The sequence below is a fragment of the Streptomyces sp. NPDC023157 genome (assembly GCF_055560575.1).
Window position 1 is genome coordinate 679,912 of the sequence record NZ_JBVHIL010000002.1, and the last position, 14,959, is coordinate 694,870.

At 76.4% G+C, this 14,959-nt stretch carries 7 protein-coding genes; 1 reads left to right on the top strand and 6 read right to left on the bottom strand.

Going from position 1 to position 14,959, the window contains the following annotated elements; translation table 11 throughout:
* Nucleotides 1–10: 10 nt before the first annotated feature.
* The 6 genes from ACZ3ZE_RS08715 to ACZ3ZE_RS08740 form a co-directional block, all read right to left on the bottom strand.
* Complete coding sequence (locus tag ACZ3ZE_RS08715; RefSeq protein WP_467258084.1) at nucleotides 11–2,947, bottom strand: BTAD domain-containing putative transcriptional regulator; 2,937 nt, start codon at nucleotides 2,945–2,947, stop codon at nucleotides 11–13.
* A gap of 51 nt (nucleotides 2,948–2,998) precedes the next feature.
* A complete protein-coding gene (locus ACZ3ZE_RS08720; protein ID WP_467258087.1) occupies nucleotides 2,999–7,843 on the bottom strand; it encodes a NaeI family type II restriction endonuclease in 4,845 nt (1,614 codons plus the stop codon).
* Nucleotides 7,836–8,780, bottom strand: a complete 945-nt coding sequence (locus tag ACZ3ZE_RS08725) for an AAA family ATPase (RefSeq protein WP_361173041.1) — start codon at nucleotides 8,778–8,780, stop codon at nucleotides 7,836–7,838. The genes ACZ3ZE_RS08720 and ACZ3ZE_RS08725 overlap by 8 nt, the downstream gene beginning before the upstream one ends.
* Before the next feature lie 34 nt (nucleotides 8,781–8,814).
* On the bottom strand, nucleotides 8,815–10,986 hold the full coding sequence (locus tag ACZ3ZE_RS08730; protein ID WP_442305705.1) for a vWA-MoxR associated conflict system protein: 2,172 nt from the start codon (nucleotides 10,984–10,986) through the stop codon (nucleotides 8,815–8,817).
* A complete protein-coding gene (locus ACZ3ZE_RS08735) occupies nucleotides 10,983–12,041 on the bottom strand; it encodes an alpha/beta hydrolase (protein ID WP_363292449.1) in 1,059 nt (352 codons plus the stop codon). The genes ACZ3ZE_RS08730 and ACZ3ZE_RS08735 overlap by 4 nt, the downstream gene beginning before the upstream one ends.
* Before the next feature lie 132 nt (nucleotides 12,042–12,173).
* Nucleotides 12,174–13,493, bottom strand: a complete 1,320-nt coding sequence (locus ACZ3ZE_RS08740) for a nucleotide disphospho-sugar-binding domain-containing protein (RefSeq protein ID WP_467258089.1) — start codon at nucleotides 13,491–13,493, stop codon at nucleotides 12,174–12,176.
* A 328-nt stretch (nucleotides 13,494–13,821) separates the two neighbouring features.
* Here ACZ3ZE_RS08740 and ACZ3ZE_RS08745 point away from each other — a divergent pair, with 328 nt between their 5' ends.
* Nucleotides 13,822–14,958: a winged helix DNA-binding domain-containing protein gene (locus ACZ3ZE_RS08745; RefSeq protein ID WP_467258091.1), complete on the top strand. Its 1,137-nt coding sequence runs from the start codon at nucleotides 13,822–13,824 to the stop codon at nucleotides 14,956–14,958.
* Nucleotide 14,959: the final 1 nt, after the last annotated feature.

Here is a 14,959-nt window from a genome sequence, read left to right on the forward strand (position 1 = left end):
CACCGGCGGCTCACCGGGCCGGTGAGCGCGCGTGCAGGACGGCGTCCACGGTGGCCGCGGGCAGGCCCATCAGGCGGAGGGTGTCCGCGAGTCCGGGGCCCAGCCCGGCGACGGAGTCGGCGGCCTCGCGGTAGCGGGCGCGGGCCGTCGTGAGGTCGCCGCGGGCCTCGGCGACCCGGCCCAGCCCCGCGAGGCAGCAGACGCGGTTGCCCAGGTTCCGCACCCAGAGCGGGTCGATCCGGTCGAGGGCCTCGCCGTAGCGGCGGAGCGCCTCGTCGAGGTCCCCGTCGAGGAGCGCGAGGTCGCCGAGCCCGCGCAGTGCCGCGGCCAGGCCGGCGGAGCTGCCGCCGGCGCGGGCGAGGGCCGCGGCCTCGGTGTAGTCGGCGCGGGCCCGGGCGGGGTCGCGGGCGATGTGGTGGTCGCCGCGGTTGACGAGGAGGTCGGCGGAGTCCTCCAGGGCGCCGAGTTCCCGGGCGAGTGCCAGGGCCCGGTCGGTCAGGGTCACGGCGGCCTCGTGGTCGCCGCGGACGCCGGCGAGTCCGGCGAGGGCGTCCAGGGCGAGGGCGGTGCCCCAGCGGTCGCCGAGCGCGCGGAAGCCGTCGACGGCGTCGGCGAAGGCCCGTTCGGCGCCCGCGATGTCGCCGTCGGCCAGCGGCCCGTACCCGGCCACGAACGCGGCCGCCGCCCGTGCCCACGGCTCCGGGCTGTCGCGTTGGGCCGACACGAGCCCGAACGCGGCCCCGGGGTCGGCCTCCCCCGCGTTCCGCAGCATCCACACCAGCAGCGCCGCCGGCCGGCGCCCGGCCCGCTCGCCCGACCACACGGCGTCCAGGGCCTGTTGGGCGCTTTCCCGGCAGCGGCGCCAGGAGGGCGCGGTGCCGTCGGCGGTGTCGGCCGCACCGGCCGCCGCGAGCAGCACGCACACCGCGTACTCCTCCCCGAGCCCGTCCGGCGGGGTGGAGCCGAGGGCGTCGAGCACGGCGGCGGCCCGGGGCGCGAGCGGGGCGGCGGCGCCGCGGATCCACAGCGAGGTGGCGGCGGCGGCGAGCAGGCGCAGGGCCGTGCCCGGGTCGTGGGCGGCGAGGGCCCGGTGCGTCGCCGCCGCGAGGTCGCCGTCCTCGGCGGCCGTGCGCGGGAGCCACTCCAGTTGTGCGGCGCGCAGCAGGTGCGGGGCGGCCGCGTCGAGGAGTCCGAGGAGGTGCTCGGCGTGCCGCCGTCCGGTCGGCTCCTCCTCGCCGGCCTCCCTCAACTGTTCGGCCGCGTAGGCGCGTACGGTCTCCAGCATCCGGTGGCATCCGCCGCCGGCGGCTTCGATGAGCGACTTGTCGACCAGCGATTCGAGGGTGTCGCCGTCCATGCCGCACACCCGCAGGGCGGCTTCGGCGGTCGCTCCCGCGGTGAAGACGGCGAAGCGCCGGGCCGCGCGCTGTTCGTCCGCCGTGAGCAGCTCCCAGCTCCAGGAGACCACCGACCGCAGCGTGCGGTGCCGGGCGTCGGCGGCGCGGCTGCCGCGGGCGGTGACCGCGAGCAGGTCGCCGACCCGGCCCGCGAGCGCGTCGAGCTCCAGGGTCCGCAGCCGGGCCGCGACGAGTTCGACGGCGAGCGGGAGTCCGTCCAGGGCGGCGCAGATCCGGCGTACGGTCTCGGGGTCGGGCGCGGGCCCCGGACGTACGGCACGGGCCCGGTCCTCGAAGAGGCGTACGGCGGCGGCCTCGTCGAGCGGTCTGACCTGCCGTACGTGCTCGCCGATCACCCCGAGGGGTTCCCTGCTGGTGGCGAGGACGCGCAGCCGGGGGCAGGCCGACAGCAGCCGGGCCACCAGCGCGGCGGCCTCGTCGACGACGTGCTCGCAGTTGTCGAGGACGAGGAGGAGCGGCCGGGCGGCCAGGGCCGTGATCAGGCGGTCGACGGGCTCCAGCGGGCCCTCCGCCAGCTGGAGGCCGCTCCCGCGCAGTCCGAGCGCGGCGAGCAGCGCCTGCGCGAGGCCCGATCCGTCGCGCAGGGCGGCCAGTTCGACGAAGCAGATCTCGTCGCCCGCGCTGTGCAGTGCGCGCGCGACCTCGGCCGACAGACGGGTCTTGCCGACGCCGCCGGGGCCGGTGAGGCAGACCAGTCGGGCCGCCCCGAGGAGGGCGGCGAGCTCGGCCGTCTCGGTCTCGCGGCCGATGAACGCGGTGAGCGGGGCGGGCGGCCCGGTGGGGGCGGGCAGGCCGCCGGAGTCCAGCAACTCGCGGTGGAGCCTGCTCAGTTCGGGTGAGGGGTCGGCGCCGAGCTCGTCGGCGAGCCGGCGTCTGGTCTCCTCGAACACCAGCAGCGCCTCCGCCTGGCCGCCCTGGGCGAACAGCGCCCGGATCAGCAGCGCCGCCGGCCGTTCGCGCAGCGGGTGCGCGTCGACCAGTTCGCGCAGTTCGGGGACGGCGGCGCGGTGCTCGCCGGAGCACAGTTCGGCCTCGATCCGGTCCTCGACGGCGGCCAGCCGCAGCTCCTCCAGGCGGATCGCGGCCGTGCGGGCCGTCTCACTGTCGGGCAGCCCGGCCAGCGCGGGCCCCCGCCACAGTCCCAGCGCCTCGCGCAGGACGGCCGCCGCCCGCCGGGGGTCGCCCTCGCGCAGGGCGGTGCGCCCCTCGGCGGCCGCCCGCTCGAACCGTACGGAGTCCACGGCGTCGGCGTCGGTGGCGTCGAGGACGATGCGGTAGCCGGATCCGCTCCGCTCGATCACCGCCCCTTCGGGCAGCGCCGCGCGCAGCCGGGACACCTGGGACTGGAGGGCGTGCGCGGTCACCGCGCCGCCCGGTTCGACCTCCTCGGCCAGCCGCTCCGCCGGCACGACGGCGCCGGGACGCACGAGGAGCAGGGCCAGCAGGGCCCTGCGCGCGGGGCCGCCGAGGGCCACCTCGGTGCCGTCGTCGTGCCAGGCCCGGGTGTCGCCGAGGATTCCGAAACGCATTCCCGGAATTAGATCACGCGGCGGATCGCGGACTCCTCACCCGGCGCCTTCTCACCGGTTGCGGAGGGCCGGGAACCCGGCCGGGAGCGGGGCGAGTTCGTCGCCCTCCCCCGCGACGACCCAGGCGGCTCCGTCGGCGACGACGGAGGGCCGCGCGCCGTGCTCGGAGCGGCGCCGGGTGAGCGGGGCGCACACGTACTCGTCGGGCTCCGGGACCGGCAGCCGCAGCGTCCCGGCGGTCTCCCTGCCGCGCGGGTTGCCGGTCAGGAGCAGCAGGCCGTCCTCGCGCAGGGCGGCGCCCGCGAGGCGCACCGTGCGGGCCGGGTCGGTGTCCCGGATCAGGGGGCGCAGCGCGGAGGCGGGCAGCGTGCGGAAGCGGATCCGGCGGAAGAGTTCGATGACGCGGGAGACGTCGTCGGGGCGGGAGAGGATGTCGTCCCGCGTCTCCGGATCGAGGCGCAGCAGGACGTTCTCGGGGAGCGGCGCGTCCCGGTGCAGCCAGAGGACGGCGCTGCGGTGCGCCTCCGCCGTGAGCGCCGACAGGCCGTCCCGGTCGACGCCGGGCGTCAGGTGCTCGGGCCGCACCCGGACCAGCCCCGCGGACCACCTGGCCCGCGCGTCGTCCGCGTACACGATCAGGGCCACGGTCCCGACGGCGGTGCGGCCGAAGGTCTGGCGCGGCCGGTCGAGGGAGAACTTGAGATCGAACGGCACCTCGCCCTGCGGCCGTTGCCACACCAGGCCGAACGTCCGGCCCCGTACGAAGGGGAAGACGTTCTGGAGCCCCGACCTCACCTCCCCGCGAATCCGCGCCCGCTCGTCGGGCTCCAGTTCCGCCGGGTCGAACCGGCCCGTGTTCCGGGGGTCGAGCGCCCCGTCGACACAGTCCCGCAGGATCCCCGCGAAGCGGCGCCCGTCCGGGTCGAGCTCGTTGAACACGCGCGCCAGTGCGATGAGTTCACTGTCGTACGCGGAGAGGTCGAGGAGCGGGGTGAGGATCACGCAGACCTCGGTGCCGTCCTGGGTCCGGACCTCCTGCGCCGTGAAGCGCCGTACGACGTCGGTGTCGCGGAGGGCGGCGAACGCCTCCGGGGAGACGCACAGCGTGGTGTCGTCCGGGTAGTTGTCCGACACCCTGCGGAACTCGGCGGACCGGAGCAGTTGCCTGGTGTACTCGACGCCGAGACCGAGCAGCGGGACGTCCGAGCCGAGGCGCAGCGGCCCGCTGTGCACGGCGAGGCGCAGCGGGCCGCCGTCCCCGCCGCCGTCCAGCCGTCGCGGCAGCCGCTCGACGAGGTCCCGCAGCAGTTCGTGGACGGGGACGAGGGCGTCGACGACCAGCAGGACGCCCTCCTCGACGAGGTGGCTCTCGAACTGGTCGACGAGTCCGGCGCGGAAGAGGACGGCCGTCGTCTCCGCCTCCAGCCGGGACGCGCGACCCGGGCCCTCCAGCACGACGAGGGTCCGCTTGTCGGACGCCTCCCGGGCGGTGCGGAGCAGACGCTCGGCGGTCTCCCGGCCCGCCGCGTCGCCGGCCGCTTCGAGGAGTGCCAGCGCGCGGCGGGCCGGGGCCTCCGCCTCGGCCCGGCGGTCGAGGAACAGGAGGGTGTCGCAGAGCCGGAGCAGCACCTGCCCCTCTTCGTGGTGGAGCTCCCGGGCGGCGAGGTGCAGGCCCAACCGCTTCTGGACGGACCGCAGTTCCTCGTAGTCCCCGGACGCGGCGAGGGCCTGTTCCAGACAGCGCAGCGCGTCGGTGGTCTCCGGGCTGCGGGCGGTGGGGCCGGAGTCGAGGTACGCCACGGCCTCCTCGGCCCAGGAGAGCGCCGCCTGCGTGTCGTCCGGCTGCCCGTCGAGGGAGAGCCGGGCGAACAGCAGGGCGGTCGGACCGTAGGTCGCCGCGTCGCCCTGGAGCTGGAAGGTGCTGGCCTTGTGCACGGTGTCCCAGGCCTCGCGCGCGCGCCCGGACGCCTGCTGGGCGTGGGCCAGCGCGACCACGGCCCGGACCCAGGCCTCGTCGGCGTACAGCGAGCGCCCGTCGATCAGCGAGCGGGCGGCCTGGGCGAAGCGCGCGCGGTACAGGGGCGTGGCGCCGGTCCCGTGGAGGAGGAACAGGGTGTCTGCCTCCAGGCCGGGGGGGCCGAGGCCCGAGGGGGCCAGCGCGTTGGGGATCCACACCTCGGGGTGTGGTGCCGGTTCGGGGGTCACGCCGAGCAGGGCGGGCAGCGCGCTGCCGGGGTGCCGCTCCTCGCGGAGGGCCGCGGCGGCGGCGCGGTGGAAGCGGGCGATGCGCTCCCGGGCCACCACGCGCCGGGGCTCGAACGGTGTGCCCTTCTCGACCTCCGCGTGGACGGCGTTGGGGAAGGCGTAGCGTTCCGGGCCCGTGCGTTCCAGGAGGCCCGCGCGGACGAGGGTGTCGAGGAGCCGGGCCGATCCGGCCGTGTCGCTCTCCAGGACGGCCACGGCCTCCTGGAGCGTGAACTCGCCCGAGCTGACGACCGCGAGGCGTTCCAGGGCGCCCGCCAGGCTGCCGCGCCACCGGTCCATGTCGAGCACGTGGCGTACCAACACTGCCGGATCCAGGGCCTGTTCGGTCGACCGGCGACGCCCCGGAAGGCTGCTCGTCGTGGACGAGGGGTCGGCGTCGAGGAGCAGCGCTCCGCCCAGGACGCGCAGGGAGAGCGGCCACCAGGTGCCGGAGCCGACCGCCTCCCGCGCCGCGTCCGGCGTGGCGTCCGGTCCCATGCGCGCGGCGAGCAGCCGCACGGCGTCCTCCCCTCTGAGGGGCGGGAGTTCGACGGTGTCCTCGGCACGCCACGACCGGGGCTTCTCGCGACCGGTGATCAGGGAGGCGCAGCCGGGGGGCGGGGTCGTCGCGAAGCGGTACATGTCCTGCCGGCCGCCCAGGTCGTCCAGGACGAGCAGGACCCGCTTGCCCGCCAGCCTGCGGCGCAGCTCCTGTTCCAGGGTTGCGAACAGGAGCGGCGGGTGTTCGTCCGGGATCTCCTCCTCGGCCACGCCCAGCTCCCGCAGCACCTGGTACAGCGCGGCTTCCGGCGGCAGCGGGTACGGGGTGGAGCCGCGCAGCGGCACGAAGACGACGCCGTCGGGGAAGTGCGCGCGGACGCGGTCGGCCACGTGCCGGGCGAAGGCGGTGCGCCCGGCTCCGGGAACGCCGTCGCGCGCGGTCACGTAGACGAGATCGTCGCCCTCGGCGAGTTCGCGCACCACCCGTGCCACCAGCTCCGTGTGCCCGACGAACGCGTCGGGTTCGACCGCCGCCGATGGGTCGGACGGGTCCGACGGGTCCGGCCCGTCCGGGCGGCTCGGCTCCGCGAAGCCGAGCAGTTCCAGGGTGCGCCGCGACGCCCGCGCGAAGGCCTCCTTCTCGGCGGCCCAGTCGTGCGGCCCGTCCCCGTCGTGGGCGACCGACGGCAGCCGCCCGGGTCCGGCGTCGCGGGTGGCGACGTACCGGTCGAGCTCCTGGTGGACGGCCCACAGCTCGTGGGCGGGCAGCTCGGCGCCCAGGACGGTCCGGGCGTCGGCCGGCAGCACCAGTTCGATGCCGCCGGTGGCGTTCTCCTCCAGCTCGAAGAGGCCGCTGGTGACGAGTTCGGCCACGTCCGCGACGCCGGCCTCCGGGACCAGCTGCTCGCGCAGGACGTGGATCAGGCGCAGGCTGAGGCGCTCGAACGGGGAGCAGAGCACGGCCAGTCGGGCCGCGCGCGGCGACGCGGTGCGCAGCAGGTTGCGGGCGAGGGTCCCGGGCGGCAGCGGGAGTGCCGGGGGCCGGGCGGGGCCGGGGGTGCGTCCGGTCGGCGGGACGAGGACGGCGGTGCAGCCCTCGGGGGCGCCGCGCATCAGGGTGTGCGACCAGCGGCCCAGGGAGTGCGGGGTCAGGGAGAGCACGGGGATCGGGAGCCAGTCGCCGTCCGGGGCGCCCGCGCTGTCGGGGCCGTCGGGGTCGCGGGGGCCGGGCGGGCCGAGCAGGGGCGGGGGTTCGACGGGGACGCGGCTGCGGTGGGTGCCCGGGGCGGCGGGGGTGAAGCGCGCGGTGGGGAGGTTGAGGCCGCCGCGCCGCCAGAGCCGGGTGGGCAGCGGGTTGAGCACGGCGGTCGGGGTGGCGCCCGCCCACTCCCGCAGCAGGTGCCAGACCTCGGGGCGGCGCCAGGCGTCGGCCATGCAGTCGGAGACCACGACGACGAGCCGGCGCCCGTCGGAGGAGCGCAGCTGTCCGGGGACGAGGGGTTCGCCGGAGTCGTCGAAGGCGAGGTCGGTGACCTGGAGGGTGCGGAAGGCGCCGAGCCGGTCGAGGACGGCGGTGAACTCGGCGATCGTCTCGCGCCAGACGCGCATGCCGGGCGAGCGGTCGACGACGAGGGCGAGGTCGAACCAGCGCTCGGGCGCCGCCGCCAGGACGGGGATCAGTTCGCCGCTGCGGGCGTAGCCGTCGACGGTCGCGTCGATGTCGAGTTCGGCGTGGCGGCCGCGGGGCCAGCGCCGCTTCCAGGGGCGTAACGCCCGGGTCAGTTCCAGGGCGTGGGGCAGTCCGGCGACGCGGGGCGCGCCCACGGCGTGCCCGCGGACGTGGCTGCCGCTGCCGGGCAGCCGCTCGTGCAGGGTCCGCAGGTCGGGGGCGGGGCGGCCGTCCGGGCCTGGCGGGCGGGGTGCCGGGGCGGGGGCGGGCTCCTGGGGGCGGGGCGGGGTGTCCGGCAGACTCGGCGGCTCGGCCCGGTCGGCGGTGGACGGTGCGGGTGGGGGTGCGGACCGGGCCGTGGTAGCGGCCCGGTCCCCGGCCATGTGGGCGGCCAGCCAGAGCGCCTCCGCCAGCGCGGTGCCGTCCAGGTCGGGGACGGCGTTGCGCAGGGCGGAGAGCAGTCCGGGCAGGGGATCAGGCATGGGAGAGCTCGCGCAGGATCAGGTCCTCGATGGCCTGCCGCCGGTTCTCGTCGGGCGCGCCGGCCCCGGCGAGCAGGTGGACGGCGTTGAGGAGCTGGTCGACGGCGAGGCTCTCGCCCGAGGTGAGGCGTTCGAGGAAGACCGTGAGGAGCCGGTCGGCCTCGGGGGTGCGGGCGGTCTCGGGGCCCATGTGGGCCTCGACGATCCGCAGCAGGGTCTCGGGGGTGGGCAGGGGCATGGTGAAGCGGACGCAGCGGCGCAGGAAGGCGGCGGGGAAGTCGCGTTCGCCGTTGCTGGTCATGACGATGAACGGGAACTCGGTGCACTGCACGCGCCCGCGCCGTACGGCGTGGTGGGCGTCGCCCTGCCATTCCCGTACGGCGACGACGTCGGTCCCGTAGCGGGCGAGTTCGGGGATCTCGAACTCGCCGCGTTCGAGCACGTCGAGCAGGTCGCTGGGGAGGTCGAGGTCGCTCTTGTCGATCTCGTCGATCAGCAGGGCGCGGGGCCGGTCGGTGGGCAGCAGGGCGGTGCCCAGGGGGCCCATGCGCAGGAAGGGCGCGATGTCGTCGCCGCCGTCTCGGCCCTTGAGGCGCTGCGCGTGGATCCGGCCGAGGGCGTCGTAGCGGTAGAGCGCCTCGGTGAGGCTGCTGCGGGAGGTGATGTGCCAGCGCAGGACGGTGCCGAGGGCGAGTTCGGCGGCGACCTGTTCGATGACGGTGGACTTGCCGGAGCCCGCCGGTCCGGTGACGAGCAGCGGCCGGCGCAGCGCGAGCGCGGCGTTGACGGCCTCGACGAGGCCGGGCGGCGGCACGAACTGCTCGTGCAGGGAGCGGCGCGGGAACTCGCGCCAGGGCGGGGCCGGGGGGAGCGCGACGGGGCTCTCGGGGTCGGTCGGGGCGCCGCCGTCGCCGACGTAGAAAGGCTGCCAGGTCATGCGGGTTCCTCCCCCTCCGTGAAACGCTGCCGGGTCATGCGGGGCTCTCCCCCTCCGTCAGGAACCGTTCCGGGGAGAACTGTTCCCGAGCCGTGTGCTCGCGATCGAACCATTTGCAGAATTCCAGCCACTCGTGACCGTCCCACACGGTGCGCAGTCCGGCGAGATGGCGTCGCCCCGCGTCGGCGTGCCCGCACGCGCCCCCGGGCCCGGGGGCGGACCGCCGGTGCTCCCGGTAGGCGCGGCTGAACTCGGCGGGCAGCAGGTGCCAGTAGGTGTCCACGGACCGCCGTACGGGCTCGGGTACGGGGGCGGCGGTGCCGGAGCCGTCGCGCGCGCCCGGCACCGACAGGTCGCCCTGCCCGGCCTGGTCGGGATTGGGCCACAGCACGATGGGCGAGGAGGCCAGCAGGATCTCCATCATGTCCTTGAGGTGGGCGGGCCGGTGTTCCAGGGCGACGGCGCGGCTGCGGGGCGCGGACCGGCGCAGCCGTTCGTGGAGTTCGTCGGTGCGCCGGGTGTCGGCCTCGCCGAGCCAGTCGACCCGGCTGCCGTCGGCGTGGTCCGCCATGGCCTTCAGGGTCGTACGGGCCTGGTCGTTGATCCACCACAGGTGGTCGGGCGGCTGGATGCGGTCGCTCCAGCGCAGCACCACGTCGTGGAGGTCGCCGAGGCGCATGCCGAAGTCGGTGTCCTCGGGGCGCCAGGTGGCGAGCAGCGGGGCGGGGGCGGCGATCTCGACCCGGCGCAGCGGGGTGTCGAGGGCGTCGGCGTGCTTGGACGCCCAGCGCAGCGCGCCGCCGAGGGTGCGCTCGACGCCGGCGCGGTCCTGCGCGGGGCAGGGGAACTCCTCGTGCCGCAGTACGGTCCCGCCGTCGAGGAGCCAGACGGCCAGCGACTCGGGCCAGTCGTCGCCGACGGCGGCGTGCAGGCTCACGACGAGCCGCAGCCGGGTCTCCCGGTCGTGCTCGGCGAGCCGTTCGAAGGCGTCGTTGAGGTCGATCGCGGCGTCGACGGCGCTCGCCCAGGCGCGCAGGACGGGGTGGCGCGGGTCGACGTGCGTCTCCCTGGCCAGGACGGCGACGAAGGCGGCGAGGGGTTCGGTGGGCCGCTGTTCGGCGCGCGGGGCCCGCAGCAGCAGGTACTCCACGGTGTCGCGCAGCAGTTCGCCGCCGGAGGAGTCCGGCAGGGGCGACAGCGGGGCCGGGCACGCCTCGGCGAGGGCGCGCCGCAACAGCGCGCTGGTCAGGTCGTCGCCGGGCCAGTCGGCGAGCAGGGCCTGGGTGCGTACGGCGCCCCGGAGGGCGGTCGTCACCCGGCGCGCCCAGCTCCGCCGGGGCTCCGGCAGCGCGGCGACGCGGGCGCCCAGCCCGTCCAGTTCCCTGGGGTGGACGAGCGTGTCGGCGAGGGGTCCGTCGGCGGTACCGAGGGCACGGTCGAGGTCGGTCCGGCCGACCGGTCCGAACAGGGCGCCCGAACGGGCGTCGCCGTGGCGGGCGTTACGGGCGAGCCAGAGCTCCGCCTCGGCGAACTGGGCGCCGTCGTAGTCGGTGTGGTGGACGGCCTGCCCCTCGACGCCGCCGTCCTCGCGGACGGCCCGGACGACGGCCGAGGGGGCGAGGGTCTCGCCGCCTTCGGCGATGCCCGCGTCGAGCACCTTGACGAGGGTGCGGCTGAAGCGGAGCCCGTACGCCTCCTCCTCGGCGCCGGACCCCATGAGCAGCGAGAACCGGGTGTCGCCGCGCCGGATGCCCAGGGCCAGCGAGCCGAGGTCGGGCGTGGCGTTGCCCGCGTGGCAGGTGTCGACGAGGGCCACCACCCCGTCGATCCCGGGGGTGTCGACGAGTCCGGTGAGCAGCGAGCCGACGTCGACGGCGCTCGACGGGTCCTCGGCGCGGGAGTCGCCCGCCATGAAGTAGAGCCGGGTGCCGGCCGCCATGCCGTGGCCGAGCAGCCCGAGGACGAGCACCGCCCCGGCCTCGGCGGCGCCGCGCCCGGCCCGCCGGACGGCCTCCTCGACGCCGGTACGGGTGAGCCCGGGGCCGTACAGCAGGGTCGGCCCGTGCGGCTGGTCCTTCTCGCAGGCGCCGGCCCACGGGGTGGTGAGGGTGTCGTGGAGGGCGCGGGTGGCCTGCTCCAGCTCGTCGAGGAGGCCGAGTCCGGGGCACTGGGCGCCGATCACCAGCACATGGCGCGGTCCGCTCATCGCTCCGCGAGCGTGGTCAGGGCCTCGACGAGCGGGCCGGCGACGGCCGGCTGCGCCAGGTACTTCGCCGCCGGGTGGACCCAGGCTCCGTCGGAGTCGACCCTGCGGGAGGCCGGGACGACGGCGGCGGCGTTGGGCCGTACGAAGGTCTCCAGGTGCGGGCGGGCGGCCACGAGGTCGTCGCGGTCCCAGAAGTTGAGCCAGCGCCCCACGGAGGCGGGGGTGGCCAGCGGGTGGGGGCGGACCCGGGGCTGGACGGCCGTGCGGATGCCGAGCGGCGAGCCGAGGGTGACGAGGAGCGGCACGTCGGGGCGGCGGCGCGCGGGCACCCGGTCGCCGCCCGGGCTCCCGCCGCCGTTCCCGTACGGGTTCCCCGGCGCCGTGCCGTCCGCCGTCCCGTACGTAATCTCGTGCAGCGTCTCCAGGGCGACGACGGTGCCGAGGGAGTGGGCGACGACGACGTTGGGGCCCTCGGGGTCCAGGCAGGCGGCGACGCGGGCGCGGACGCGCCGGTCGAGGGTGGCGCCGGTGGTGTCGGGTTCGGCGCGGTTGAGGTAGCGGGCGACCTGGCCGAGCATGCCGGCCGTGGTGCGGGCGCTGAGCCAGCCGCCGAGGGCGCGGACGCCCGGGACGGCGAGCAGGGTGGTGACCGCGTTGACCACGCGCCGGGCGGGCGCGCCGGCGCCCTGGGCCCCGGACGGCGGGGCGAGCTGGGTGCGGGCGTGCCGCAGGGCGCGGGTCTCGGCGGCCGAGAGGGGCGCGTCGGGGTCGGCGAGGCGCTCGTCGACGGCCTCCAGGAGCAGCTCGGCGAGTACCTCGTCGTCCTGGTCCTCCCCCGGGCCGCCGCCGCTGCCCTGGCTGCCGGCGGTGCGGAACAGGTCGCCGTAGTAGGCGAACCGGACGTCGGCGGCCCAGCCTCCGGTCAGGCCGGAGACCCGCCCGCCGTGCCCGGCGGCGCGCGCGCCCGAGGCCACGGCCCGCAGCCATTCGTCCTGGTCGGCGGCGGCGTCCCGGGGGCCGCCGATGCCGTGGACGAAGACCAGGCGAGGTTTCATGGCGTCCCCGTTCTCCACGTTGCTTGCGGGCGATCCTTACGGGTGGGGCGGGGCGGGAGCAAGCCGTTGCGGAACCTTCACCCGGTCTCGGCCAACTCCTTCGTCAGCTTGGCGTGATCGCGGCGGTCGGGCTCAGCGGCCGGCGGTCTCCGTGACGAGGCCGTCGATCAGGGCGAGGGCGTCGTGCGCGGCGTACTCCTCGGCGAGGGCGGTAGCCCGCTCGCGGTAGGAGGGGACGGACAGGACGGTGTCCACGGCGGTGCGGAGCGCCTCGACGGTGGGGTCGCCGGTACGCAGGTTGACGCCGGTGCCGGACCACTCGACGCGGGCGGCGACCTCCGGCTTGTCCTCGGTGTCACCGCCCACGATCAGCGGGACGCCGTGGGCGAGGGCGGCCTGGGTGCCGCCGTAGCCGCCGTTGGTGACCAGCAGGTCGGTCAGCGGGAGGAGTTCGGCGAAGGGCACGAACCCGGCGATGCGGGCGTTGGCGGGGACGGCCGGCAGGTCGGCGGCGATCCGCTCGGCCGCGTCGGGGCGCCCGGTGGCGGCGACGACGAAGACGTCGTCGCGGTCCGCGAGGGCCCGCACCGTGGGGACGACGAGCCGGCCGAGGGCGGTGTTGGCGAGGGTGCCCTGGGTGACGACGACGATCCGCTTCCCGTCGGCGCGGGCCTTCACCAGCTCGGGCCACCAGACCGGCGGCTCCTGGGCGGTGCCCGGGTCGATGGGGATCGCGCCGACGAAGCGGACGTTGGCGGGCTGGTCGCTGCGCGGGTACTCGAAACCGGCCACGGTGAGCTGGAGGAACGCGTCGGCGGCCTGGATCCGGAGCCAGCCGAGCGAGCCCTCCGCCAGGGACACCCCGGCGGTGGTGAAGCAGCCGCGCAGATGCTCGGCGAGCGGCTTGCTCCGCTCGGCCATCCGCGCGGCCAGCTCCGCGTACCGCGCGCGCTCGGCGTCGTCGACCGGCGGCAGCAGACCCAGCAGGTGGGGCGCGGTGTCCCGGCTGTCGACGCCCAGCGGCGAGATACCCACGCCGAACACGGCCGGACGGCGGCCCGGTTCCTCGCCCAGGGCGAGCGCCACACCCCCGAGGAACAGGTTGTCGTGGAGGACGACGGAGGCCGGGAACTCCGCCAGCACCTCGCGCAGCGCCCCGAGCTGGGCGGGGATCGGGTCACCGAAGACATGCATGACGTCCCACATGACCTGCTCAGGACCGGCCGGGATCCCCTCCCGCCCGGGGAACCGGGCCGCCAGATCACGGTCGTCGTAGTCGGCGGCCGCGGGCAGCGCCCGGAAGACCGGACCGGCCGCCTCGACCTGGGCGCCGAAACGGGAGCCGCCGAGGAAGACCACCTCGTGACCGAGACCGGAGAGATGACGGGCGATCTGGAGCAGCGGCGCGTGGTGGCCGGACACGGGCGTGGCGGCGACGAGGATCCTGGACACGGTGAAGTTCCCCCCTGGGTACGGACGTCGTGCGGTCGGCGCGCACCTCGTGGGTGACGCGCGTAGCGAGCGTACGACCTGCGGTGACGCGGCCTCGAAGCGTTGCGGGGTGACGGCGCGTCGGCCGCGCCGCGAGGGGGCGGGGCCGGTTGTGCCGGGGTGCGGCCCGCGCCCGCGCCGCCCTCCGGGTGCCCGGTGCCAGGTGCCGGGTCCTGGGTCCTGGGTCCCAGATCCCAGATCCCGGGTCCCGGGTCCCGGGTCCCAGATCCCGGGTCCCGGGTCCCGCCCTCCGGGGTCTCAGATCCCGGGCCTCGGGGACAATGCCCCCGTGAAGATCACCGCACGTGAGCTCAACCGCGCCACCCTCGCCCGTCAGCTGCTGCTCGCACGGGCGCCGTTGGGCGTCGCCGAGGGCGTCCGGCGGGTCGTGGCGCTCCAGGCGCAGCACCCCGGTTCGCCGTATCTGGCGCTGTGGAACCGGCTCGTCGGGCTGGATCCGGACGAGGTGGACGGTGTCTTCGCGCGCCGTGAGGTGGTGAAGGCGACGCTGATGCGGATCACCCTGCACGCGGTGCACGCCGGGGACTACCGGATGTTCCGGGAGGCGCTGCAGCAGACGCTGTACGGTTCGCGGCTCGGGTTCCGGTTCGCGGGGACGGGCCTCACCCCCGCCGACGGCGAGGAGCTGGTGCCGGGGCTGCTGGCGTTCGCCGAGGAGCCGCGCACGGTGGCCGAACTGCGCGGGTGGCTGGCGGAGCGGGTCGGCGCGGAGCGGGCGGAGGGTGCGTGGTGGGGGCTGCGGGCGTACGCGCCGCTGCACCACCATCCGACGGGCGGCCCCTGGTCGTTCGGCCCGCGCCCCTCGTACGTGACGTCCGGCGGCGCGCCCGTGACGGGCCGCGAGCCGTCGCCGCAGGCGCTGCGGGGTCTGGTGCTGCGCTATCTGGAGGGCTTCGGTCCGGCGTCGGTGGCGGACGTGGCCCAGTTCGCGATGGTCCAGCGCACCCCGATCCGCCGCGCGCTGAAGGACCTCGACGCGGAACTGGACCACCTGGAAGGCCCGGACGGCGCACCGCTCTTCGACGTCCCCGGCGCGCCACGCCCGCCCGCGGACACGCCCGCCCCGCCGCGCCTGCTGCCGATGTGGGACAGCGTCCTCCTGGCGTACGCCGACCGGAGCCGTGTGATACCGCCCGAGTACCGCCGCGTGGTGATCCGCGTCAACGGCGACGTCCTCCCGACGCTGCTCGTCGACGGGTACGTGGCGGGCGTGTGGCGCCCGGTCGAGGGCGGCATCGAGGCGACGGCCTTCCACGACCTCCCGGACCGGGCCTGGCAGGCCCTGGCCGAGGAGGCCCGGTCCCTGACCACCCTGCTCGCCGCCCGCGACCCGTGGCTCTACCGCCGCTTCGACAACTGGTGGGCCAAGCTGCCCGAGGGGCGGGTGCGGGTGCTGCCGGGGTAGG